The 23,136-nt window shown below is 72.4% G+C and carries 21 protein-coding genes; 16 read left to right on the top strand and 5 right to left on the bottom strand.

The features are described 5' to 3' along the window. The first annotated feature begins 40 nt into the window (after positions 1-40). The 12 genes from ABFY20_RS06755 (at position 41) to ABFY20_RS06700 (ending at position 13,174) form a co-directional block, all read left to right on the top strand. Positions 41-547 carry a sigma-70 family RNA polymerase sigma factor gene (locus tag ABFY20_RS06755; protein ID WP_368499176.1) on the top strand — a complete coding sequence of 169 codons (507 nt, stop codon included), beginning with the start codon at positions 41-43 and terminating at the stop codon, positions 545-547. Beyond that, a complete protein-coding gene (locus ABFY20_RS06750; protein WP_368499175.1) occupies positions 544-1,389 on the top strand; it encodes an anti-sigma factor in 846 nt (281 codons plus the stop codon). Before ABFY20_RS06755 ends, ABFY20_RS06750 begins: the two co-directional genes overlap by 4 nt. A 110-nt stretch (positions 1,390-1,499) precedes the next feature. Beyond that, positions 1,500-2,852, top strand: a complete 1,353-nt coding sequence (aroA, locus tag ABFY20_RS06745) for a 3-phosphoshikimate 1-carboxyvinyltransferase (protein ID WP_368499174.1) — start codon at positions 1,500-1,502, stop codon at positions 2,850-2,852. Then, the gene (locus ABFY20_RS06740; RefSeq protein ID WP_368499173.1) at positions 2,849-4,660 is read left to right on the top strand and encodes an AMP-binding protein; all 1,812 of its coding nucleotides are present in this window, start codon (positions 2,849-2,851) and stop codon (positions 4,658-4,660) included. The genes aroA and ABFY20_RS06740 overlap by 4 nt, the downstream gene beginning before the upstream one ends. Continuing rightward, a complete protein-coding gene (locus ABFY20_RS06735; protein ID WP_368499172.1) occupies positions 4,657-5,874 on the top strand; it encodes an acyl-CoA dehydrogenase family protein in 1,218 nt (405 codons plus the stop codon). Before ABFY20_RS06740 ends, ABFY20_RS06735 begins: the two co-directional genes overlap by 4 nt. Next, positions 5,871-6,806: an SDR family oxidoreductase gene (locus ABFY20_RS06730; RefSeq protein ID WP_368499171.1), complete on the top strand. Its 936-nt coding sequence runs from the start codon at positions 5,871-5,873 to the stop codon at positions 6,804-6,806. Before ABFY20_RS06735 ends, ABFY20_RS06730 begins: the two co-directional genes overlap by 4 nt. Positions 6,807-6,813: 7 nt before the next feature. Continuing rightward, complete coding sequence (locus ABFY20_RS06725; RefSeq protein WP_368499170.1) at positions 6,814-8,994, top strand: FAD-dependent oxidoreductase; 2,181 nt, start codon at positions 6,814-6,816, stop codon at positions 8,992-8,994. A 72-nt stretch (positions 8,995-9,066) separates the two neighbouring features. Then, positions 9,067-9,711, top strand: coding sequence for an FMN-dependent NADH-azoreductase (locus ABFY20_RS06720; RefSeq protein ID WP_368499169.1), 645 nt, complete (start codon positions 9,067-9,069; stop codon positions 9,709-9,711). A 128-nt stretch (positions 9,712-9,839) separates the two neighbouring features. Then, on the top strand, positions 9,840-11,132 hold the full coding sequence (locus tag ABFY20_RS06715; RefSeq protein WP_368499168.1) for a sensor histidine kinase: 1,293 nt from the start codon (positions 9,840-9,842) through the stop codon (positions 11,130-11,132). Next, positions 11,129-11,824 (top strand): response regulator, encoded by a 696-nt coding sequence (locus ABFY20_RS06710; RefSeq protein ID WP_368499167.1) that lies wholly within the window; start codon positions 11,129-11,131, stop codon positions 11,822-11,824. Before ABFY20_RS06715 ends, ABFY20_RS06710 begins: the two co-directional genes overlap by 4 nt. A gap of 175 nt (positions 11,825-11,999) precedes the next feature. Further along, positions 12,000-12,338, top strand: a complete 339-nt coding sequence (locus ABFY20_RS06705; protein WP_368499166.1) for an SHOCT domain-containing protein — start codon at positions 12,000-12,002, stop codon at positions 12,336-12,338. 266 nt (positions 12,339-12,604) lie between these two features. Beyond that, complete coding sequence (locus ABFY20_RS06700; protein ID WP_368499165.1) at positions 12,605-13,174, top strand: cyanamide hydratase; 570 nt, start codon at positions 12,605-12,607, stop codon at positions 13,172-13,174. 756 nt (positions 13,175-13,930) lie between these two features. Here ABFY20_RS06700 and ABFY20_RS06695 read toward each other — a convergent pair. Both ABFY20_RS06695 and ABFY20_RS06690 read right to left on the bottom strand, forming a co-directional pair. Further along, on the bottom strand, positions 13,931-15,907 hold the full coding sequence (locus ABFY20_RS06695; RefSeq protein WP_368499164.1) for a DUF222 domain-containing protein: 1,977 nt from the start codon (positions 15,905-15,907) through the stop codon (positions 13,931-13,933). 36 nt (positions 15,908-15,943) lie between these two features. Continuing rightward, positions 15,944-16,507, bottom strand: a complete 564-nt coding sequence (locus ABFY20_RS06690) for a type II toxin-antitoxin system PemK/MazF family toxin (RefSeq protein ID WP_368499163.1) — start codon at positions 16,505-16,507, stop codon at positions 15,944-15,946. A gap of 190 nt (positions 16,508-16,697) precedes the next feature. Here ABFY20_RS06690 and ABFY20_RS06685 point away from each other — a divergent pair, with 190 nt between their 5' ends. Both ABFY20_RS06685 and ABFY20_RS06680 read left to right on the top strand, forming a co-directional pair. Then, complete coding sequence (locus tag ABFY20_RS06685; RefSeq protein ID WP_368499162.1) at positions 16,698-18,083, top strand: hypothetical protein; 1,386 nt, start codon at positions 16,698-16,700, stop codon at positions 18,081-18,083. A gap of 111 nt (positions 18,084-18,194) precedes the next feature. After that, a complete protein-coding gene (locus ABFY20_RS06680; RefSeq protein ID WP_368499161.1) occupies positions 18,195-18,533 on the top strand; it encodes a hypothetical protein in 339 nt (112 codons plus the stop codon). A 30-nt stretch (positions 18,534-18,563) separates the two neighbouring features. On the opposite strand, the gene ABFY20_RS06675 is transcribed toward ABFY20_RS06680, so the two are convergent. Further along, positions 18,564-19,415, bottom strand: coding sequence for an SDR family oxidoreductase (locus ABFY20_RS06675; RefSeq protein ID WP_368499160.1), 852 nt, complete (start codon positions 19,413-19,415; stop codon positions 18,564-18,566). On the opposite strand from ABFY20_RS06675, the gene ABFY20_RS06670 reads away from it, so the two are divergent. Next, on the top strand, positions 19,414-19,587 hold the full coding sequence (locus ABFY20_RS06670; RefSeq protein WP_368499159.1) for a hypothetical protein: 174 nt from the start codon (positions 19,414-19,416) through the stop codon (positions 19,585-19,587). The two genes, ABFY20_RS06675 and ABFY20_RS06670, sit on opposite strands and share 2 nt — an antisense overlap. 31 nt (positions 19,588-19,618) lie before the next feature. Further along, positions 19,619-20,632, top strand: a complete 1,014-nt coding sequence (locus tag ABFY20_RS06665; protein ID WP_368499158.1) for a LysR substrate-binding domain-containing protein — start codon at positions 19,619-19,621, stop codon at positions 20,630-20,632. Positions 20,633-20,636: 4 nt separating this feature from the next. Here the strand turns inward: ABFY20_RS06665 and ABFY20_RS06660 are convergent, their stop codons facing one another. Next, positions 20,637-21,944: an acyl-CoA dehydrogenase family protein gene (locus ABFY20_RS06660; RefSeq protein ID WP_368499157.1), complete on the bottom strand. Its 1,308-nt coding sequence runs from the start codon at positions 21,942-21,944 to the stop codon at positions 20,637-20,639. Further along, positions 21,941-23,131: a zinc-binding dehydrogenase gene (locus ABFY20_RS06655; protein ID WP_368499156.1), complete on the bottom strand. Its 1,191-nt coding sequence runs from the start codon at positions 23,129-23,131 to the stop codon at positions 21,941-21,943. Before ABFY20_RS06655 ends, ABFY20_RS06660 begins: the two co-directional genes overlap by 4 nt. Positions 23,132-23,136 lie beyond the last annotated feature (5 nt).

The raw sequence follows: 23,136 nt of genomic DNA, 5'->3' as shown, positions 1-23,136 counted from the left end.
ACCGGGTGAAGCGGTGTGCGCGAGGCGGAGGGAGGACGAGGTGTCCGACGACCAGGCAGCGCTCCTCCGCGCCATCCACGATGCGCACGGGCCGGCGCTGCTGCGCTACGCGCTGCGGCTCACCCACGACCCCGAGCTCGCCCAAGACCTGGTGCAGGAGGCTCTGCTGCGCGCCTGGAAGAAGCCCTCCGTGCTGGAGCAGGACGACGAGGCGGTGCGCTCCTGGCTCTACACGGTCACCCGCAACCTCGTCATCGACGACCGCAGGAGCGCCCGGCACAACCGCGAGTTCAGCACCGACGAGCTTCCGGAGCGGCCGGTTCACGACGAGACCGACGCGGTGCTCGACCGCTGGCTGCTGTCGGATGCGCTGCTCGCGCTCTCGCCCGAGCACCGGTCGACGATCGTCAACTCGTACTATCTCGGGCACACCGCCGTAGAGATCGCCGCGCAGGAGAGCGTTCCCGTCGGCACCGTGCGCTCGCGCGCGCACTACGCCTTGCGTGCTCTGCGCCTGGCCCTGCAGGAAAGAGGGGTGACCCGGTGAACGCACCCGATCCGTTCCGCGACTGGGACGCCGCCTACGTGCTCGGCATGCTCTCCGCCGACGAGCGCCGCGCCTACGAAGACCACCTCACCGAGTGCCCGCCCTGCGCTGCCGCCGTGGGCGAGCTCGCCGGCATGCCCGGCATCCTCTCCCGGCTGTCGGCCGACGAGGCGACGGCGCTCCTCGGTGACGACACCGAGGCCGCACGTGCCGGGGCCGACGCCGACCTCGCCGGCCTCGGAACGTCGCACGGCGGCGACGAGGGTGCCGGCCACCAGCCCTCCCCGGTGCGCGCTCTCGCCCGCTCGGTGGGCCGCCGACGGAGCCGGGCCCGGCGCCGGGTCGTCGCGCTCGTCGCCGGCACCGGGTTCGTGCTCGCGCTCGCGGGTGTCGGCGGCGGCTGGGCCATCGCGACCATCGGGCAGACGGATGCTCAACCACCGGTCGCCGCCACCGAGCCCGCCACCGAACAGGCCACCGAACCCGGAACGGCGGGGACCGCTCCCGCGACCGCGCTCCGCGCCATGGCGCAGGTGGAGCCCGGCTGGATCGACGCCGAGCTGCTCGTCACCGAGAAGGGGTGGGGCACCCGCTTCGACTGGGACTGCAGCTACCAGGAGAAGTGGGTGGAGGCCACGGCGGACTCGCGGGAGGACGGTGTCACCTACGATCTCGTCGTCACCGATCGCGCCGGCGCCGAGACGACGGTCGCGAGCTGGACGGCGTACGGCGAGGATGCGGGCAACCTGTCGGCCTCGACGAGCATCGCCACCGCCGACATCCGCTCGGTCGACATCAGGGTGGCGGGCACCGACCGACCCATCGTGCGCACCGTGCTCTGAGGCCTCTGCGCGCATCCGTGCTCCGGCGGGATGGCAAGATGGTCACGCAAACCTTGGTCGAAGCCTGTGGTCTCCCTGAGCGGAGCCCGGGAACCGTATGGGGGTAGGAAGTGCAGCTGGTCGTGGGCGGGTCGCAGGGCGCGATCGCGGGGGAACTCACCGTGCCGGTGTCGAAGTACCACCTGCACCGTGCCCTGGTGCTGGCGTCGCTGGCGCCGGGGCGGAGCGTCATCCGCGGTCTCTCCGAAACCCGGCAGGTGGTGTGGACGATCGGGGTGCTGAGGGCTCTCGGCACGCGGATCGAGATCGTGGGCGACAGCTACGTGGTCGACGGCGGGCCGTACTCCACGCGGGAGCCGCTGGTCGATCACGGCTCGAACTCGGCCGAGGGGTTGCTGAACGTCGGTTCCTCGGGCACCACGCTCTATTTCATGACGGGTCTCGCCTCGCTCGCCGACCGGCCGATCACCCTCACCGGCATGAAGTACTTCAGGCGCCGGCCCATCAAGGCGCTGCTCGACGCGCTCGGCACTCTCGGGGTGCGCTACGAGTCGACCGACGACTGCCCGCCGATCGTCGTGCAGCCGGGCGGACCCGAGGGAGGGCACGTCGCCATTCCCGGCACGCTCTCGCAGTGGCTCTCGGGCCTGCTGCTGCTCGCTCCGTTCGCGCGGCGCGAGACCACCATCGAGGTGCTGGGCGAGCTCAACGAGCAGCCGTACGTCGACCTGACGGTGCGCATGATGCGGCACTTCGGGCTCGAGGTCGAGGTCTCCGACGACTGGCGTCGGTACACCGTGAAGCCCGGCCAGACCGCCCGGCCGGCCGAGTACGTGGTGCCGCCCGACATCGGCTCGGCGGCCTTCGGGCTCGCCGCGACGGCGTTGCACCCCTCCGACGTGCTGTTCCGCGGGTTGCACGCGCGCGCGTCGCAGGAGACCGACCACCCCGAGGCCGAGTTCCTCGACATCGTGCGGACGATGGGTCTCACCCTCCAGCGCGACGAGCCGACCGGATTCGTGCGCGTGCGCCACGACGGGCTGACGCTCGCCCCGATCGACCTCGACTTCCAGCCCATCCCCGATCTGCTGCCTGTGGTCTCGGCACTCGCGAGCTTCGCCGACGGCACCTCCCGCTTCCACAACGTCGCCCATGTGAGGCTCAAGGAGAGTGACCGGGTGAACGCGATGCTCCAGCTCGTCAAGCTCGGCGGCCGGCTCGACGACCGCGGGTCGGAACTCGTCGTCACCGGGGTCGACTCGCTCGTCGGGGCGCCGATGTCGTCGTTCAACGACCACCGCGTGCTCATGTCGCTCGCGGTCGCGGCGACCCGGGCTTCGGGGACGTCGCGCCTCACCTATCCGCATGCGTACCGCATCTCCTACCCCGCGTTCCTCGACGCGATGACGGGAGTGGGGCTCGAGCTCAGCGTGCCCCCGCGGGACCGGAAGCCGGCATCGTGACGGCGCTCCCCGACCTGGTCGACGCGGTGGCCGACGACCCGCTGCGCAGCGGCTCGGCCGCGGTGATCGAGGTCGGCGAACGGCCGATCACGCTCGACTGGGCACAGCTGCGCCGGAAGGCCGACCGGGTCTCAGCCGTGCTCCTCGATCTGGGAGTCGAACCGGGCGAGTCGGTGGCCTACCAACTGCCGAACTGGGCGGAGTGCGTCGCGGTGACCCTCGGCGCACTGCAGATCGGCGCCGTCGTGGCACCCGTGATGTCGGTGTTCGGGCCGCGCGAGGTGGGTATGGTGCTCTCCCGGTCGCGCGCACGGGTGGTGGTGGTGCCGCAGTCGTTCCGCGGGCGACTTCATGCCGACGAGCTCGCCGCCGTCGCGCGCGAAGCGGAGGTGCAGGGCCTCGACCTGTGCGTCGAGCATGTTCTCGTCGTGGGCGACCGCGACCCGTCGGGGCACGCGCGCGCCGGCACCGACGCGGCGCCCTCACGTCGAGCCCTCGCGCCGGCGTCCGAGGCCTCCGAAACCCCCACCCCGGTCGGCCTGGTCGCCCCAGGTCGCACAGACGTTCCGGGCGCCGGGGACGCCCTACCCGCTCCTGGCATGATGCCGTGGCCCCACCGCGACTTCGACGACGCGCTCGCCGCCGCGGCCGTCGACCGAGCCGCGCTGCGCCGTCGCCGCCCCGCGGCCGACGATCTCGCGCAGCTGCTCTTCACCTCGGGCACCACGGGCGAGCCGAAGGGCGTGCAGCACACGCACCGCACGCTCGCACGGGCCACCGCGATGGAGGTACGGCATCTCGGCCTCACCCCCGCCGACCGGGTCTTCATCCCCTCGCCCCTCGCCCACCAGACGGGCTTCCTCTACGGACTCGTGCTGAGCTGGCAGCTCGGCACGACCGCCGTCGTGCAACCCGAGTGGAACGCCGGGGTCGCTCTCGACCAGGCATTCGGCGAAGCAGGTGCGACCTTCGTGCAGGCCGCGACCCCCTTCCTCATGGATCTCGTCGACGCCGTCGAGTCGGGCGCCCCCGCCCCCGCGTCGCTCCGCGTGTTCGTGGCCACGGGCGCGGCCGTGCCGCGCGAACTCGCCGGGCGCGCCACGAGGGTGCTCGACACCGCGGTGTGCGGCGCGTTCGGCACCACCGAGACCTGCCTCGGCACCCTCTCTGCACCCTTCGACCCTCCTGCTTCCGCCTGGGGAAGCGACGGGCGTGCGCTCGAGGGCATCCGCATCCGCATCGTCGACGACGAGGGGGTGGAGCTCGCCGCGGGCCGGGAGGGGAACTACGAGCTGCACAGCCCCACCATGTTCGCCGGCTATCTCGGCCGGCCCGACCTCACCGCCGAGGTGTTCACCGCCGACGGCTGGTACCGCACCGGCGATCTCGCCGTGCTCGACGAGCAGGGCTACCTGCACATCACCGGCCGGGTGAAGGACGTGGTGAACCGGGGTGGGGAGAAGGTGCCGGTCGTCGAGATCGAGAACCTGCTGTTCGCGCATCCGTCTGTGCGTGACGTCGCGATCGTGGCGATGCCCGACCCCCGGCTCGGCGAGCGCGCCTGCGCCTTCGTGGTTCCCGCCGCCGGTGTGCCTCAGCTCGACTTCGCCGGCCTGCAGCACCACCTCGCCGCGGCCGGGGTGTCGAAGTACTACTGGCCCGAGAGGCTCGAGACCATCGAGGCGCTGCCGCGCAACCCGGTGGGCAAGATCCAGAAGAATGTGCTGAGGGAGCGCGTCGCTGCGATGCTCGCGGCCGAGCAGGCTCAACGCGCCGACCAGGCCGCACGAAAGAAGGAACGATCGTGACCGACACCCACCTCGACGACACCGCCTTCGACGACATCGCCTTCGACGACATCGCCTTCGACGCGCTGAAGGCCGAGCTCGACGCCTGGGTGCGCGGGCCGGGCGAGGTCTGGGCCGAGCGCATCGAGGCCGAGGGCGACGTGCCCCGCGAGCTCTACGACGAGCTCCGCGAGCGGGGCTGGCTGAGCCTCGCGGCCCCGGTCGCTCTCGGCGGGCGCGGCATCCCCTTCTCGCGTTACCTCGAGCTGCTCGAGATCGTGTCGCGATCGCACGGCTCCATCCGGATGCTCGTGCACGTCAACAACGGACTCTGGCGCGCCCTCGAACCCTTCGTCGACGACGCCCAGCGCGAGCTGCTCCGCCACTCGGTCTCGGGGGAAGCGCTCATCGCCTTCACTCTCACCGAGGCCACGGCCGGCACCGGCACCGACATCCGCAGCACCGTGCGCCGGGAGGGCGACGACTACGTGCTGAACGGCGAGAAGCACCTCATCACCTTCGGCGTGAAGTGCGACTACTGGCTCCTCTTCGCACGCCTCGAGGGCACCTCGACCGCCGACGGGGCGGCCGGCACGGTGGCCCTGCTGGTGCCGAACTCCGGCATTCCGGGCATCGAGGTGATCGACGACTCCGACACGATGGGGGTGCGCGGCACCGACCACGCCGTCCTCCGCTTCCGCGACGCCCGGGTGCCCGTGAGCGCACGAGTGGGGCAGGAGGGCGAGGGTCTCGCCGTCGCCCTCGGCGGCTTCCTGCTGCCGAGCCGCGTGTCGGTGGCGATGAGCGCGGTGGGGCTCGCCGAGCGCGCCCAGGAGCTCGCGGTCGACTACGCGCTGACGCGCGAGACCTTCGGCAAGCGCCTCGCCGAGCGCCCCGTCATCCAGGCCTACCTCGCCGAGAACTACGCCGACATCGCTGCGGCGCGAGCGCTCGTGCTGGAGGCGGCCCGGGCCTACGAGGAGGGCCGAGCGGATGCCGGCGCCCTCTCCAGCGCCTCCAAGATCGTCGCCGTCGACATGCTCGCACGGGTGACCGACAAGGCACTTCAGGTGCACGGCGGTCAGGGCTACTGGCGCCGCAACCCCATCGAGCGGGTGTACCGGGATGCGCGGGCGCAGCGCTTCGAAGAGGGCACCAACGAGATCCAGAAGACCGTCGTGGCGCGCGAGGTGCTGAAGCGCGCCGCCGCCCACCCTCGGAAGGACCCCGCATGACCGACTCCCCCGGCACCATCCCCGGCTCGACCCCCGGCGCGACGCCGCGCGTCGTCGTCATCACGGGCGCCTCCCGCGGCATCGGCCGGCTGCTCGCCCGGAAGCTCGGGGCGCAGGGCGCCGCGGTCGTCGTGAACTACAAGGTGAACGCCGAGCTCGCCGAGGAGTCGCTCGCCGACGTCGTCGCCGCGGGCGGCAGCGGCTTCACCATCCAGGCCGACGTCGAGCAGCCCGAGGCGATCGACGCCCTGTTCGACGCGGTGCAGGAGCGCTACGGCCGCCTCGACGGCTTCGTCGCGAACGCTGCGGCGAGCGCCTTCAAGCCCGTCGCACACTTGAAGCCCCACCACCTCGACCGCAGCTACGCGATGAACACCCGCTCGTTCGTGCTGGGCGCCATCCGGGCTGCCGAGCTTATGGATGCCGGCGGCCGCATCCTCGCCATCACCAGCTACGGCTCGCAGCGCGCCTTCGCCACCTACGCGGCCCTGGGTGCCGCCAAGGCGGCGAACGAGTCGTACGTGAAGTACATGGCGAACGAGTTCGGCCCGCGCGGCATCACGGTGAACGCGGTGAACGGCGGACTCATCGACACCGATTCGCTCGACTACTTCTACAACCGGGTTCCCGGCATGGCACCCGTCGAGACGGTGTTCGAGAAGATCCCGCTCGGGCGGCCGGGCACCGCCGACGACATGGCCGATGCCGCCGACTTCCTGCTCTCGGAGAAGGCCGGTTACATCACCGGACAGGTGCTCACCGTCGACGGCGGCCTCACCGTCGTCGCCCCGCCGTTCTGGGCCGACACCACGGGCGCCCTCCGGGCCGCCGTGCTCGGCGAACCCGATGAGGCCGGCGAGCCCGATGAGGCCGGCGAACCCGGTGTGGCCGGCGACCGCGGCACGCCGCTCGGCATGCCCGGCGGCGAATAGGCACGCCGTGCTCGAGCGCACCTTCTCCCCCTGGCGGCTCGGCGCCCTCGAGCTTGCCCACCGCGTGGTGATGGGCAGCATGCACACCGGTCTCGAGACCCTCGACGACGGCGGCGAGGCCCTCGCGGCGTACTACACCGAGCGCGTCCGAGGGGGCGCCGCCCTCATCGTGACCGGCGGGCTCGCCGTCAACGCGGAGGGTTGCGGCGCCCGCGACTTCAGTGTGCTGGGCGACCCGGCGAGCGACGCCCGCCTCGCACACGCCGTCGAGGCGGTGCACGCCGAGGGCGGCCGCATCATCGCGCAGCTGTTCCACGCCGGTCGGTACGCCCTGCTCGACGGGGTGACGGATGCGCGGGGCCGCCCCGTGCATCCGGTCGCCCCGTCGCCCCTGGCCTGGCGCAGCGCCGGCGCGGTGGTGCCGGTGGAGCTCGACGAGATCGGCATCCTGCGCACCGTCGGCGACTTCGGTTCGGCAGCCGAGCGGGCCGTCGAGCTCGGGTTCGACGGGGTCGAGATCATGGCCTCAGAGGGCTACCTCGTCAATCAGTTCTGTTCGCCGGTCACCAATCGACGCGACGACGACTGGGGTGGGGACGCGGTGCGCCGCAGACGCTTCGCGATCGAGGTGCTGCGGACGGTGCGGCGCGCGGTGGGCTTCGAGGTGCCCGTCGTGGTGCGCATGTCGGGTGCCGACCTCGTTCCCGACTCGAGCACCCAGGAGGAGACGGATGCGCTGGCCCGCGACCTCGTGCGTGCCGGTGCCGACGCCCTCAACATCGGCATCGGTTGGCACGAGTCGAAGGTGCCCACCGTGCAGGCCGCCGTGCCGCACGGCGTCTGGCTCGGCTACGCGCTGGCGGTCGCGCGGGCGATCTCGCTGCCGGGCGAGCCGGGCTCGCCGACGGCCGTTCCGGTGATCGCGAGCAACCGGCTCACCGATCTGCGCGACGCCGAAGACGTGCTCGCGAGGGATGGGGGTGCGATCAGCGCCGTGGCGTTGGCGCGCCCGTTCCTCGCCGACCCCACGATCGTCGCGCGCTCCCGCGCCGGCGGGTTCGACAGCGTGAACACCTGCATCGGATGCAACCAGGCCTGTCTCGACAGGTCGTTCCGGATGCAGCCGGTGTCGTGCCTCGTGAACCCCCGGGCCGCCCGGGAGTCGGTGTATCCGGTGGCGCTGACTCGGGAATCCTTGCGCGTCGCCGTCGTGGGGGGCGGCCCGGCCGGCCTCGCCGCCGCCGTGGATCTCGCCGAGCGCGGCCACCGGGTGACCGTGTTCGAGGCTGCCGACCGGCTGGGCGGGCAGTTCGCGCTCGCCGCGCGCATCCCGACCAAGGAGGATTACGCGCTCACCGTCGAGTACCACGAGCAGCGGCTCGCCGCGCTCGGGGCGGAGCTACGGCTCGGCGACACGGCGACCGTCGACGAGCTCGCGGGCGGCTTCGATGCGGTTCTCGTCGCGACCGGCGTGCGGCCGCGGTCGCTCGAGGTGCCCGGGGCCGAACTGCCGCACGTGATGAGCTACGAGCGGGCACTCCGCGACGGGGTGCCGCCCGGGCGCGTCGCGGTGGTCGGCGGCGGGGGCATCGGCATCGACGTGGCGAAGTTCCTCGTGCTCTCGCACGACCCGGCCGAACGCGCCGCGTCGTTCGAGCACCATTACGGACTCCCCGTTCCCGGCACCGCCCTGGAGTCGGGAGCCTTGCCGCAGCGGGCTCGCGCCGTCGCAGCATCCCTCGGCCTGCTCGGTGATCCTCACGTCGGGGCTGCTCACGTCGGGGCTCCTCACGTCGGGGCGGGACTGAACCCGGTGCTCCGGCCCGGTGCCGACGTGACCGTGCTGCGCCGGTCGGGATCGTTCGGAGCCGGGATGGGCATCACCTCGCGATGGGTCGCACTCGGCGAGTTGCGGCAGGCGGGGGTCGCCTTCCTCAGCGGGCTCGAGTACGAGCGCATCACCCCCGAGGGTGTGCTCGTCGTGCTCGAGGGCGGAACGCGAGAGCTCGTGCCGGCCGATGTGGTGATCGTCTGCGCGGGTCAGGTGTCGCACGAGACGCTCGCCGCCGGGCTCGCGGAACGCGGCATCGCGCACGAGGTGGTGGGCGGAGCCCTCGACGCAGGAGGGATCGACGCGGTGCGGGCGACCCGGCAGGCCCTCGATGCCGCGCGGCGGCTCGCGCCCTGACGGCGCGAGCCGCCGCGCGTGATCCGAAGCCCGACCTGACAGCGGCACGGAGCTTGCCGGTAGCGTGAACCCATGGCACACCTTCTTCACCTCGACTCCTCCGCCGATCCGGAGCGTTCGCGATCACGGTCGATCACGCGCGCCTTCGCCGACGCCTGGATCGCCGCGGCGCCGGGCAACACGGTCACCCACCGCGACCTGCACCGCGACCCGCTTCCGCACATCCCCGATGCGGCCCTGCACTGGCCGGCACGCCTGCGCCCGCCGGGAGCGGTACCGCCGGCCGACGCCGAAGCCCTCCAGGAGTCGCTCATCGCCGAGCTGGTCTCCGCCGACGCCGTCGTCGTGGGCGCCCCGATGTACAACTACTCGCTGCCGTCGTCGCTGAAGGCCTGGGTCGACTACATCCATGTGCCGGGCGTCACCGCCCCGTTCGACGTCGACTCGCAGCCCCTCGCCGGCCGGCCCGCCGTCATCGTCACCGCCCGCGGCGCCTCCTACGACCCGGGCTCACCCACCGACGGCTGGGACCACACGGTGCCCCCGCTGCAGCTCATCCTCGGCACCTCGCTCGGCATGGAGGTCACCGTCGTCGCCACGAGCCTCACCCTCGCCGACTCGGTGGCCGCCCTCGCCGCCGAGCTTCCCCGCTCCCAGGCCGAGCTCGAAACAGCCCTCGCCGAAGCTGCAGAGCTGGGAGCCCGACTGGGGGCCTGACCCGGGCCGGCTCCCCGCCGCACCTCGACGCTCAGCTACTCCCCCGGGAGTACGCCACGGGGTCGCGCGCTCCGGATGCGGTTCTGCCGGACGACGCCCGCCCGGTCGGCCGAGGCTACGATCGACGCATGCCGCATCCGGACGAGCGCCCCCCGGCCGCCGCCACCGCGTGGCCGCGGTTCCGGTTGGGTGGGCCGCTCACGCTGTGGTTGCCGGTGGTGGTCTCGTTCGTCGTGCAGGTTCCGGCGGCGCTGCTCCGCTGGCACGCGCGGGCCCTGGTGTCGAGCTTCGACGACGATCCGGTGCGGTTCACGGCGCGGCTCGTGCTCGCCGTCGCGGGGCCGGTGGCGCTGGTGTTCGCCCGGCGGTTCCCAGGACCGGTCGTCGCCGTGGTGGTGGCCGCAGCATCCGGATACGTGCTCGTCACTTCGGGCGACGCGGCACCGCCCTACGTCGCGTTGCCGTTCGCGGTCATCGGTGCTGTCGTGCGTGGGGCGCGGATCTGGGCATGGATCTCGCTCGGTGTCGGCTGGGTGGTCACGCTCGCGGCCGGCATCGCGCTGCGGGTGCCGTGGCAGCCGGCGCTCGTCGTGGCGGTGTCGCTGGCGCTGGTGCTGTTCGTGGCGATCGGGGAGAGCATCCGCACACGGCGTCGCCGCTGGGACGAGGCGCGGCGCTTCGCCGAGGAGCAACGCAGGTCGGAGGTGCAGGCCGAGCGGATGCGCATCGCCCGCGAACTGCACGACGTGCTCGCCCATTCGCTCAGCCAGATCAGTGTGCAGGCCGGGGTGGGGCTGCACCTGCTCGAGTCGCGGCCCGAGGAGGCGGCCAAGGCGCTCACCGACATCAAGGCGACGAGTCGCTCGGCGCTCGAGGAGGTGCGGTCGGTGCTCGGGGTGCTGCGAGACGGGGGTGAGATGACGGGGGTGCGGACCGACTCGCCCGCCCCGCTCGTGCCGACGCCCGATCTCAGGCGGCTCGACGAGCTGCTCGACTCGGTGCGGTCGCAGGGGCTGCGGGTCGAGGCCTCCGTCGATCCGGCGGCGCACGCGGCCCCGGCGGCGGTGCAGCTCGCGATGTACCGGATCGTGCAGGAGTCGCTCACCAACGTGGTGAGGCACTCGGCCGGTGACCGGGCCGAGGTGGCGATCGTGGTGACGGATGAGGGCTACCGGGTGACCGTCGACGACCCCGGGCCCGCTCGCGGGGGCACGACGGTCGGGGGTCCGGGTCGTGGTGGCCCACGCGAACCCGGCGGCCCAGCATCCGGCGGCCCCGCATTTATAGGCTCTGGTCGCGGCGTGCTCGGCATGCGGGAGCGCACCGAGCTGCTGGGCGGCCGGTTCTCGGCGGGGCCCGTCGCTGACGGCCGGGGCTTCCGCGTGATCGCCGATCTGCCCGAGCTGAGCGGCTCGTCATGATCAGGATCGCTCTCGCCGACGATCAGCACCTCATCCGTGCGGGGTTCAGGGCACTGCTCGACTCCGAGCCCGACTTCACCGTGGTGGGCGAGGCCGGGTCGGGAACGCAGGCGGTCGAGCTGGTGCGCGCTCAGCGGCCCGACGTGCTCCTCATGGACATCAGGATGCCCGACGGCGACGGCCTCTGGGCCACGGAGCAGATCACCGCAGATCCCCGGCTCGAGGCGACCCGCATCGTGATCGTCACGACCTTCGAGCTCGACGAGTACGTCGGGCGCGCGATCAGGGCGGGGGCGAGTGGATTCCTGGTGAAGCACACCGAGCCGGTCGAGTTGATCAGGGCGGTGCGGGTGGTCGCCGAGGGCGACGCGCTGCTCAGCCCCGGGGTGACGCGGCGGCTGCTCGAGCGTGTCGCCCAGGGGGAATCGCTGGGGGACGTGCCCGATGCGCCCGACGCGCCGACCGCATCCGTCGATGCGGGTGTGCTCTCGGTGCTCACCGCGCGTGAGCGGGAGGTGCTGGCGCTCGTGGGTCGGGGGCTCACCAACGAGGAGATCGGAGAGGCGCTCCACCTGAGTCCGCTCACGGCGAAGACGCACGTGTCGCGCATCATGGCGAAGCTCGGTGCGCGCGATCGGGTGCGGCTCGTCATCGTCGCCTACGACGCCGGGCTCGTCGCGCCGGGTACCTGATTCGCGTCGGCGCGTCGCCCGGCCGCAGGCCCGCGGGCCGCGGGCCGCAGGTGCATCCCGAGGGCGTACGTGTCCGACGGAGATGTCACCCCCGGGCGGATTCGCTGCCTCGCGGGATGCGCGACGGTGAAGGGGAAGAGGTTCCGCCGGAACCCGTGACCGAAAGAAGTCGATCGTGTTGAGCTCTGTCGTCCTCGCATCCTCTGCGGCTGTCGCCGCGCATCCGGGTCTCGTCGGCCACCCGTGGGGGTGGGGTGGAGGTGGTCCCGGGTTCCTGCTGCTCCTCGTCCCCCTCTTCTGGATCGCCGTCATCGCCGTCCTCTTCGCCACGGTCGGGCGCCGTTGGCGGAGGGCGGCGTGGGCGCAGCGGGTCGGTGCCGACCAGCCGGGGCGTCGGGCCGAGGCCACTCTCGCCGAGCGTTTCGCGCAGGGTGACATCGACGAAGTGGAGTACCGGGCGCGGCTCGAGGTGATCCGCACGAACAACCCGGCACCGCAGTACCCCGGGCGGTGAGGTCGGCGGGGCGGGGACGTCGCTCGCGCCTGGTCGGCGTCGGGCGGGTCGTTCCGGACAGTCTTGCGGTGCGATCCTGCCATTCCGGTGCTGGGAGAGCGGATGCGCGACACCTGCGGGTGCTGCGTCGGCAGACTGGGCGCATGACCGATCTGCGGCGAGACCCCGCCCCCGCATCCGCATCTACCTGTGCTTCTGCTCCTGCTTCTGCTTCTGCTTCTGCTTCTCGTTCGACGTGTTCGTGGTTGCCGCAGGGCCCGTCGTCCGTGGCGGCGCTCGATGTGGCGAGCACCTACCACTCAGAGGCGATGCTCAACCACGGCATCCGTTCGTATCTGTGGGCGGCTGAGCTCGCCCGGGTCGAGAGGCTCGAGGTCGATGATGAGCTGCTGTTCGTGTCGGCGGTACTGCACGACATCGGGATCGAGTCGTCGTTCGACAACCGGACGCTGTCGTTCGAGTACGCGGGCGGTGAAGTGGCCTGGGTGTTCGGTGCCGGTGCGGGTTGGACGCGCGACCGTCGTCGACGTGCCGCCGAGATCATCGTGCGGCACATGGAGGACGATGTCTCGGCCGTCGACGATCCTGAAGGGTACCTCCTGTGTGAGGCCACCGGGCTCGACATCTCGGGTCGGGGTGTCGAGCGGTGGTCGGAGGAGTACCGGGCACTGGTGGTGGCCGGGTTCCCGCGGCCCCCCCTCCCCGAGGAGTTCGTGGGTTGCTTCGAGGTGCAGGCGGCGGCCAAGCCCGACTCGTCCCCCGGAGTCGCTCTCGCGGGCGGCCTCGCTGCGCGCCTCGCCGCGAACCCGCTCGATGGAGCTGCGCCGGGTCGGTGAGGTGGTGCGGTGCGGTGCGGTGCCTCGCCACACTCAAGCGCACACGCCTGCCCTGCGCTGGAGGGCAGCGCCCGGTCGATGAGGTGGTGCGGTGCGGTGCGGTGCCTTACCGCACTCAAGCGCACGCGCCTGCCCTGCGCTGGAGGGCAGCGCCGGGTCGGTGAGGCGGTGCGGTGCGGTGCCTCGCCGCACTCAAGCGCACGCGCCTGCCCTGCGCTGGATGGCGAAGGCGTGCGGAGGCGGGGGCGGTCGGATGAGAACCGGTCGGGTCGGAACGGTCGAGTCGGAACGGTCGAGTCGAAACTGGCGGGCCGGAACTAGCGGGTCGGAACTGTGGCGGGTCGGAGTTAGCGGGTCGGAACGGTCGGCTTGGAACTGGCGGGACAGAACTGGCGGGTCGGAAATGGCGTGGCAGAACTGGCGGGGCAGAACTGGCGGGTCAGAACGGTGGCGGGGCAGAACGGCGGCGGGGCAGAACGGTGGCGCGGCAGAACGGTGGCGGGGCAGAACGGTGGCGCGGCAGAACGGTGGCGCGGCAGAACGGTGGCGCGGCAGAACGGTGGCGCGGCAGAACTGGCGGGGCAGAAGTGGAGGATCAGAAGTGGAGGGTCAGAAGTGGAGGGTCAGAAGTGGAGGGTCAGAAGGGGAGGGTCAGAACGGTGGAGGGTCATCGTCGCCGTGGCGAGCCGGGGTTGGTCGTGAGCGCGGTCTGACGTCGGTGGCGCTGGTGGCCAGGGTGGCGCGTCCGGCCCTGAGTCATTCGGCGAGGATTCCGCGAGCGCCGGCGTGCAGAGATGGCGTCTCGGAGTCGGTGGTGGGGTCGGGAACGGGACCGAACGCCACCCGCGCATGGGAAGAACGAGCGCGAAGCGAATCAGCTGTGCCGTGCCGCGGAGGGTGCGCGGTCGAGGCAGTCCGCGCATCCGGTCGGGCGAACATGGCGGAAGCCGTCGGGCGGCGCTGCTCCGACTGCGAGGATGCCGTGTGCTCCGTCTGCGAGCGCTCAGCAGCGAGCGGCATCAGGGCGGAATGTGACCGATCCAAGCGAGACGGCGACGAGTCCGCGGCCGGCCACGGTGGGGACGAGGCTGCCGACTGGCCAGATGGACATGAGGTCACCGTCGGCGGTGGCGGGGACGACGACGCGACTGGTGGGCGTGACGGGGATGGGCGTGGCTCTGCCGGACGACCTTGGGGAGTCGTCGTGTGGTGGGAGCCGGTGGGAGTGCTCCAGGTGAGGGTGCGGGAGCCCGAAGGGTCTTGGGTGACCGACCAGCCGCGGCTGTGCTTGAGGTGGTGATGGCGGGAGCAGAGGTGGGCGAGGTTGGTGGGGTCGGTGGTTCCCCCGTCTTCCCAGGCCAGGGTGTGGTCGAGTTCGCAGCGGTCGGCGGAGCGGGAGCATCCGGGGAAGCGACAGGTGCGGTCGTCGTGCTGGAGGAGAGCTCGTAGCGCGGCCGGCGGGGAGTAGCGCGTGCGCCCGAAGCTCAGCGGCGCACCCGTGGCGGGGTCGTACACGAGCTCGAACACCGATGAAGCACCCGCGGCCAGCCGACGCGCGGCAGAGCCGTGGATGGGGCCGTAGCCGAGCAGATCGGCAGGGGCATCGGCGTCGTGGTGAGGCGTGTAGTCGGAGGCATCGGACCGCCGGTGAAGCATGTCGTCGACCGTGTGGACGCCGCCGCTGTGAGGCCGGCCAGCTGGAGTGCGTGCGCCGCGGTGAAGTGTGTCGGCGGGGATGGTGGCGCCGCGGTGAGGCAGGCCGGCCTGGGCGTCTGCGCTGCGGTGAGGGCGGCCAGCTGGAGTGAGTGCGCCGCGGTGGAGGGTGTCGGCGGGGATGGTGACGATGACGGTGGGGGTGATGCGGGGCCGACGGGCCGTCGGACGCGAGTCGATGGCGTGCGGGCGCGATGGGAAGCGCGACGGAGACGCAGAGTCGACGGTGTGTGTGGGTGACGGTGACGCTGGTGCGCCGCCGGGGGCGGTCGCGCCGCACGGAGCAGGGTCGAGGAGGAGGTCGCGGAAGACGTCGGAGCGGAGTTGCAGCTGGGTGCGCGGTTCGTCGGGAGCGCGGAGGCTTCGAGCTGTGCGATCGAGGAGGTCGTGGATGGCGAGGGCGTCGACGGCGGCGAGGTGGTGGTGCAGGGTAGCCATGCCGTCTCGCTCTGCGTCGAGCCAGACCCCACGATCGTCGTGGGCCTGACGGGAGCGCTCGGCGATCGACTCCGGATGCAGGTGCTCGCGAAGTCGCCGTGCACGCTCGTCGAAACGCGCCGGGGTGAGAGCCTCTGCATCGGGCAGCACGGCGACCTCGAACTCGCAGACCGCATCGGAAGGCAGGGTGCGGGCGTGCGACAGGAGGGCACGGACATGGAGGTAGGAGATCGAGCCCTGTGCCAGCGCATCGACAGTGGCGGGAAGGATGGCGACCAGGGACTCGGCCTCGTTCACGAGCCGCGCCACCGTGCGCTCGGAGCGACGCGACAGGCAGCACAGTTCGGCCGCCAGGGATCTGCGCGCCCACTCACGATCGACCGCCGTGCACCGGCGACCCTCGACAGCGGCCGAGCGCTCGGCGAGGAGGTCGCCGAGTTCGGCGGCCCGCGCCAGATGGGACACCCTCGCAGCCTCTGCTCGGGCGATCGCCTGCTCGTCGGCGACGACGGCGGCGAGCGCCTCCGTGTACTCGTGCCGGAGCACGCTCTCGCGGAGGTGGGCGGTGGTGGTGTCGTTCATGAGGATGAGTCAACACCATGCCACCGACATCGGGGTTCAACCCCGACCGAACATCCTTCCCAGGATGCGGCGCAGCACGCCCGGCCTACCACCCGACGAAGCCGAGCGAGACGAAGCCGGTCGCGTCGACGAACGCCACCCGAACATCCGCTCGAGCTCCCCCGCGACAGCCTCGAACTCGCGCGACCCCAGCGCCACACCCCGGCGCCGCACACCGCCCTGGTGGAGCCGGAAGACCCGCTCGAGGCGCACCCAGCTGGGACGGCCCGCCGGATCCCACGGCCCGCTCCCGATCGCCACGTCCCACCGGTCGTCGTGAGGCTTCGAGGTGAGTGCGACACCGAGCACGGTACCGCCCGGTTCGGAGGCGATGACGAGCACGGGGCGGTCTTTGCCGCGCCCGTCGGCCTCCTGGTAGGGCACCCACGTCCACACGACCTCACCCGGGTCGGCCGACCCATCGGCCCTCGGGTTGTAGGCGATGCTCACCGCTCCCACCCGCCGCGGGTCGACCTCGCGGGTCGCCGCCGCCCCGAACCGTCCGGGGCTGTCGCCCCCATCGTCGCCCGGTCTCCGTGCCGAACCAGCCGATCTGCGCATCCGCCGACACTAACAGCCGCTCCCCGCAACCCGGATGCACCCACCACCACACCACGGATGCACGCTCCACGGCCTGATCCCCACCTCCCGCCGATTCGCGAATCACCGTGGGCGGTGCCGACCGAACAGCAGCCCAGGGGTTGAATTGCTGTCTGGGCGCTCCGCTCGCTCCCGAACGCTCCGAGGACACATGACCCACCACTCACCCACCGCGCGCCGCGCCCGCGCCAGCGCCCGCGCCCGACGCAGCGCCCGCCGCTCCCCGCTCCTCGCCGCCCTCCTCGCGCTCTCCGTCGCTGCCGCCGCCACCGTCGCCGCCGCGCCCGCCCTCACGCCGGTCGCTCTGCCGGCCGCCCATGCCGACGACTACCCCAGCTGGGACGACGTGCTCGCGGCGCGCTCGAGCGAGAGTGCGAAGCAGGACGAGATCACCCGCATCAAGGGCGTCATCGCCGACCTCGAGACCAAGGCCCAGGCCGCGCGCGCCCTCGTGGAGCAACGCACCGCCGAGAACGACGAGGCGCAGGCCGCCCTCACGGCCGGCCAGGCACGCGCAGACACCCTGACCGCCCAGTCGACCGCCGCCACCGCGAAGGCGGCGGAGTCGGAGCGTCGTGCCGCCCTCATCGCCGCCCAGTTCGTGCGCACCGGCGGCTCCGACCTCACCTCGATGCTCCTCACCTCGAGCTCGGGCCAGGCCGACGACCTGCTCGCCCAGCTGAGCTCGGCGGGCCAGCTCACCCAGGCCGTGAACGCGATCTACGCCTCCGCCGAACTCGACAGCAACACCGCGCATTCGCTCACCGAACAGGCCGACGTCGCCGAGGCGAAACTCGGCACCCTCGCCGATGCGGCCCAGGCGGCTCTCGAGGCGGCCGCCGAGGCCCAGCGCCAGATGGTCGCGGCACTGCAGGAGCAGAACGCGCACCGCGAGGAGCTCGATGCGCAGCTCACCAGCCTGCAGCAGAACCTCGCCACCACCGAGGAGCAGTATCAGGCCGGGGTCGCCGCCCGAGCTGCCGCCGCAGCCGCAGCGGCCGCCGCAGCAGCGGCAGCGGCGCACCAGGGCGGGCAGGTCGTCGGTCCGGTCTCCGACGACGCCCAGGCCCTCGCCGAGGAGCTCATGGGCTATGTCGCGAACGGACAGTTCCACGGCTCGAGCCCCGATCACATCTTCGAGATCGCCTGGATCGCCCAGGGCCAGGACGTCGCCAACTGCGGCATCGACGTCACCATCCTGCAGGCGCTCGTCGCTGCGGTGCGTGCCTTCGGCAGCGCGGGCGTCTCCGACATCAACCGCCGCTGCACCGGTCAGATCGAGGGCGCAGGAACCGCCTCCACCCATTACATGCAGGGCGGCGGCCACGCCGTCGACTTCACCTCGGTGGGCGGCGTGCCCACCCTCGGCGCCAACGACGCCTCCCTCAACCTCATCGCCGTGCTCGACCCGATCATGCCCCCCGGATCCCGCGTCGGCCAGGCCAACTGCCGCTATGCCGCCGGCAACGAGCCCTCGTTCATCAACTTCCGCGACTTCTCCGACACCTGCAACCACCTCCACGTCGACGACTTCTGATCGTCCGTCGTCGGCGGGCTCCGGATGCGCGTCACACCCCGTGCGGACGACCCCCGAATATGGTTAGATCACCTAGCGAATCACCTCTCGGCGACCGTCGAGGGGGGCGGGGTGATCGGAGGGGTCATGGATGCGGGGCGTGGCGCAGCGGGGATGCACCCGGCGCGCATCCGTTTCGACAGGTCGCTCGCCGACGAGGTCGTCGTGTGCCGTGAGGGACATCGCTGGCGCCTGAGCGTGCTGCGCTTCACCGGAGACGTGCTGGCCACCACCGTGCTGCACCTCGACGGGGACTTCTCCGCGACCGTCGCCCGCATCGCCTGCCGCACCCTCGAGACCATGGGCCTCGCGGTGGCACCGTCCAGCGAGTGGAGGCGGCACGACGCCGCCTGGAGCGCCTCGGTCGTCGACGCCCGCACGTACCCGCACGGCGACCCGGTCAAGCTGTAGGCGCGAGCCCCGGAAAGGGCGTGCGAGCGGCTACCGCTCGAAGTCGAACGCGCTCTCGATCGCGCGGTGACGAGCCGTCACGAGATGCGCCCACTCCGGATGCGTGATCGCATAGCGACGCCCCACTAGTAGCGCCTCCACCGCCACGTCCGCGACGTCGCGCGGGTCGTGCCACGGGAGGCCTCCCCCGTCGCCCGCCGACAGGTCGACGTCGACGAGCCCCGCGCCCGGCGCGTCGTCGGCCCGGTTGCGCGAGCTGGAGCCCAGCCGGGTGCGCACCGGACCGGGCGCGAGCAGGGTCACGCCGATGCCGTCGGGTTCGAGTTCGGCGGCGAGCACCTCGGTGTAGGCGGTGAGGGCGAACTTCGTGACGCCGTAGCCGCCCATGCCGGGGTCGGGCGCGAGGCCTGCCATCGATCCGGTGACCAGGATGCGCCCCCGGGTGCGCCTGAGCTGCGGCAGGAAGGCGCCGATGGTGTGCACGGCGCCGTAGAGGTTGACGCCGAGGAGCCAGCTCCAGTCGGCGTCGGTCATGCGCTCGAGAGGTGCCGTCGAGGCGACCCCCGCGTTGCTCGCGAGCACGTCGACGGGGCCGAGGGCGGCCTCCACTCCCGCGGCGAGCTGCTCGACGCTCGCAAGCGAGCTGACGTCGACCCGGAAGGCCGACCCGCCTGTCTCGGCTGCGACCCTCTCGGCGGCGTCGAGCTCGATGTCGGCGGCGGCCACCCGGGCCCCGGCAGCGGCGAACCGGAGCGCGAGCGCGCGGCCGATGCCCGAGCCGGCGCCCGTGACCACGGCGACCCGCCCCCGGAGGGCTTCGGTGTGTGTCCTGTCGGGCGCTTCGTCGGGAGCGGTGTCGTTCGTGCTGTCGGCTGCTGTCATGGGGATCGCCTCTCGTCGTCGTCCAGCGGTGCAGTACCCGGAGGTGTCGCAGCGGGCGGTGTCGCAGCGCACGGTGTCGCAGCGCGCCGTCTCGTACCCGGCGGTGTCGCAGCGCGCCGTGTCGTACCCGGCGGTGTCGCAGCGCGCCGTCTCGTACCCGGCGGTGTCGTAGCATGGCGGTGGTGCGCGACGAGGAGGTGCCGATGCGTTCGACAGCGCTCAATCTGCGCCAGCTGGAGTGCTTCCTCGCGGTCACCGATGCCGGATCGATCGCGCTCGCGGCGACCGAGCTGCACACCTCGGAGTCGGCGGTCTCTGCGGCGGTCTCCGGCCTCGAGAAGGCCCTCGGCGTGCAGCTCCTCGTGCGTCGCCGCGCCCAGGGTGTCACCCCCACCGCGAGCGGCAGGCTGCTGCGGCAGCGTGCCCGGGTGCTGCTCGACGACGCGGTCGAGCTCGAGATCGCGGTATCGGGCGGAGCGAGCTCCGACGGCACCCCCGCGCCCCTCGTGGGCTCGGTGACGATCGGATGCGCGGAGGAGATGGCCCCCGTCATCCTCCCGCCCATCATCGAACGGCTCGCCACCGAGCAGCCCGGGGTCACGCCGCTCGTCGAGATCGGGCTCGAGGAGTCGTTCTGGCCGAGGCTGCTCTCGGGCGAGATCGATCTCGCGGTGACCCTCGACCACCGGCAGCCGACCGAGCTCGAGGCGATCAGGCTGAAGCCACTGCCGCTGAACGTGGTGCTGCCGGCGGAGCATCCGCTCGCCCGTCTGGAACGCATCACCCCGGCCGAGCTCGCCGACGAGGACTGGATCATGCTGAGCACCGAGCCCGGCGCCACCCATTCCTTCTCGATGTTCAACGCCGCGGGGGTGACGCCCAAGGTGCGGTTGCGCACGCCGAGTCACGAGCTCGCGCGATCGCTCGTGGGTCGCGGACTCGGCTACACCCTGCACATCCACCGCCCGTTCGGCGACGTCTCGCAGGAGGGCCGAGCGCTGGCGGTGCGACCGCTCGTCACCAGCGCACCCGTGGAGTGGGCGACGCTCGCCTGGTCGGCCGAGACCCGGCCATCGCCGTGGGCGCGCGCCGTGATCGGCGCCGCGACGCGCGCCTGGCCGGGCGACGCGGGCGCGACGAGCGCAGCGGGCGCAGCGGGCGGAGCGGGCGCAGCGGGCACGACAGGCGCGGCGAGCGCAGCGGGCGACGCGCGCTGAACGCTCAGGCACCGGAGGCAGGGGTGCCCGGCGCAGCCGGCACGGCGGGGAGGTCGAACGCCGACTTCTGCACGCCGAGAACCGTGGCGCCGATGCCCTGCATCCACGCACCGTACTGCGTCGCAGCGTGCGTGCGGTACATCATGATGTCGCGCGCGTAGCGCTCCATCTTGCGCCCAGGCCGCGCCTCCGAGCTCCCCGCCGAGCGGAACAGGAGGTCGACGGCGTCGGCGGCGAGTCGCCCGGCCTCGAGGGTGAGGCCGTTCAGGCGCGTGTCCATGGCCCGGGTGAGCGGGGCGCGGCCGGCCACGAAGTCGGCGGCCCAGCGTTCCACGGTCTCGACGGCCTGCAGCAGGATGGCCTCGGCCGCATCCGTCTTCACCGTCGCCTCGCCGAAGAGGCGCTGGCTGCCCGGGTCGTGGTCGCGCTTCGCGAACGGCGGGAGCGGAGCCGAACGGATGCGCGCCAGGGCCTCCCACTCATCGAGCGCCGCGCGGGCGGTTCCGACGGCCACGGCGGCGAGCTCGGCGCCGAGGAACGACTGCACGCTGCCGAGATAGAGCGGGTTGCCGTGGAGTGCGGCGCCCGTGAGAGCCGGGTCGGTCTCACCCGCCCAGGTGGCGTCGACGAGATGGTCGGCGGGGACGAGGGCGTCTTCGAAGGCCACCGAGTTCGACCCGCTCGCGCGCATGCCGAGCACGCGGTCGCCGCCCCAGTCGTCGAGCGGGCGGTAGAGCGCCCTCGGCAGCAGCACCTGGGCGGTGCGCTGGGCGCCGTCGGAGGTCGTCTCCCCCTCGACGGTGACGTAGACGATGGCGTGCGTGGAGTAAGGGGAACCCGACTGGTAGCGCGAGACTCCGCTCAGCAGGTAGCCGCCCTCGACCTTCTTCGCGGTGCCGGCCGGCGCCAGGCTGTGCGACGCCCGGAAGTAGCCCGCCGGGTCGCTGAAGGCCTCCCGCTGCACCCGCTCGGGCCAGAGCGACGCCAGCTGGATGACGTGGGAGTGACCGAGGCAGTAGCACCAGCCCGACCCGGGGTCTCCGGTCGAGATCTCGATGACGGTGCGGAGCCAGGTGGTGAGCGAGACCTCGGCACCGCCGTAGGCGACCGGGGCGAGCAGGTGGTAGAGGCCGAGGTCGAGCATCTTCTGGTGCATCTCGTCGGTGTAGTGGCCGAGGCGTTCGGCCTCGTCCTGCTGCTCTCGGAGCAGCTCGCGGAGGCTGCGGGCGGCGGCGACCGGGTCGGCCGGATCGGTGGCCGGACCGGTGGGACGCGGCCCGGCGGGAGCGGGTGCGAAGGTCGTGGGGGTCATGAGGCGGGCTCCTCTCGAAGGGGCATGGGGTGGTCGGGGGCGGGACCGCCGCCGGAGAGCACGATGATGGCGGTGAGCGAGCGCGGGTCGCGCAGCAGCTCGTAGGCGGCGGGGGCCTCGTCGAGCGCGTGCTCGGAGGTGATGACGAGCTCGGCGGGCAGCTCGCCGCCGGCGAGCATCCGCTCGTACTCGGGAACCATGCGCAGCACGTCGCCTCCCCCGCACTGTGCACCCCTGATGGTGCGCGAGCCCAAGGAGTACTGCAGGTTGTCGAGGCACACCACAGCCGTCTCGCTCTCGAGACCGGTCGGCACCACGGTGGCGCCCAGCCGTGAGAGCTCGAACGACTGCCGCAGCGCCAGCGTGGTGCCCGCGGCCTCGAGCGCGACGTCGGCGCCACGGCCCTCGGTGAGGTCGCGCACGGCCGCGGTGAGGTCGAAGGACCGATCGGCGTCGAGGTCGTCGAGCCGTGGGTCGAGAACGTGGGTCGCCCCGGCCTGGAGCGCCCGCTCCCGACGCCACGGGTGGGGCTCGATCGCGACGACCGGATGCGCGCCCGCCAGAGCGGCGGCCCGCACCATCCAGAGGCCGAGGTGCCCGCATCCGGAGACCGCGACCGACTGGCCCGCGCTCACCCGCGCGACCTCGCGCACGGCACCGGCACCCGAGGTGATCCCGCAGCCGAGGAGCGCGAGCTCACGGGCGGCGACGAGGCCCTCGACCCGCACGAGGTTCGACTCGACGAACACCATGCGTTCTGCGTGGGTGCCCATGCCGCCGTCGCTCCAGACCGGCTCGCCGTCGGCGGTGGTGCCGACGCGGCGCTCCATGAGGGCGAAGATCTCGTCGCAGGCGCCGGGCGCGCCGTTCAGGCAGTAGAAGCAGCTGCCGCACTGGCGGGTTCCGGTCACCACGACGCGGTCGCCGGGAGCGACCCGGGTGACCGAGGGGCCGACCGACGTCACCGTGCCCGTGGCGGCGTGTCCCAGCACGGTGATGCGCGCATCCGCACCGCTCGGTCGTTCATGGCCCGCCTCCGCCCGGTCGACCGTCATGAGCTCGGTGCGGCACACAGCCGCGGCGGCGAGCTCGACCAGCACGTCGTGCTCGCCGAGCGGCACCAGCTCGACCGTCGTCACCTCGGGCGCCGACCCGTCACCCCGGGCGACCAGTGCGCGGGTCGTCACCCGTG

This window comes from Herbiconiux sp. A18JL235, assembly GCF_040939305.1.
Taxonomy (GTDB): Bacteria; Actinomycetota; Actinomycetes; order Actinomycetales; family Microbacteriaceae; genus Herbiconiux.
The sequence above is the reverse complement of the archived record's forward strand: the minus strand, read 5'-3'. Positions and strand labels throughout refer to the sequence as shown.

Coding starts and splice junctions, on each gene's coding strand:
- ABFY20_RS06685 (WP_368499162.1), top strand. CDS start 16,698: ATGACCCACCACTCACCCACCGCGCGCCGCGCCCGCGCCAGCGCCCGC.
- ABFY20_RS06695 (WP_368499164.1), bottom strand. CDS start 15,907: ATGAACGACACCACCACCGCCCACCTCCGCGAGAGCGTGCTCCGGCAC.
- ABFY20_RS06690 (WP_368499163.1), bottom strand. CDS start 16,507: ATGCGCAGATCGGCTGGTTCGGCACGGAGACCGGGCGACGATGGGGGC.
- ABFY20_RS06715 (WP_368499168.1), top strand. CDS start 9,840: ATGCCGCATCCGGACGAGCGCCCCCCGGCCGCCGCCACCGCGTGGCCG.
- ABFY20_RS06720 (WP_368499169.1), top strand. CDS start 9,067: ATGGCACACCTTCTTCACCTCGACTCCTCCGCCGATCCGGAGCGTTCG.
- ABFY20_RS06660 (WP_368499157.1), bottom strand. CDS start 21,944: ATGACCCCCACGACCTTCGCACCCGCTCCCGCCGGGCCGCGTCCCACC.
- ABFY20_RS06665 (WP_368499158.1), top strand. CDS start 19,619: ATGCGTTCGACAGCGCTCAATCTGCGCCAGCTGGAGTGCTTCCTCGCG.
- ABFY20_RS06710 (WP_368499167.1), top strand. CDS start 11,129: ATGATCAGGATCGCTCTCGCCGACGATCAGCACCTCATCCGTGCGGGG.
- ABFY20_RS06670 (WP_368499159.1), top strand. CDS start 19,414: ATGGGGATCGCCTCTCGTCGTCGTCCAGCGGTGCAGTACCCGGAGGTG.
- ABFY20_RS06730 (WP_368499171.1), top strand. CDS start 5,871: ATGACCGACTCCCCCGGCACCATCCCCGGCTCGACCCCCGGCGCGACG.
- ABFY20_RS06675 (WP_368499160.1), bottom strand. CDS start 19,415: ATGACAGCAGCCGACAGCACGAACGACACCGCTCCCGACGAAGCGCCC.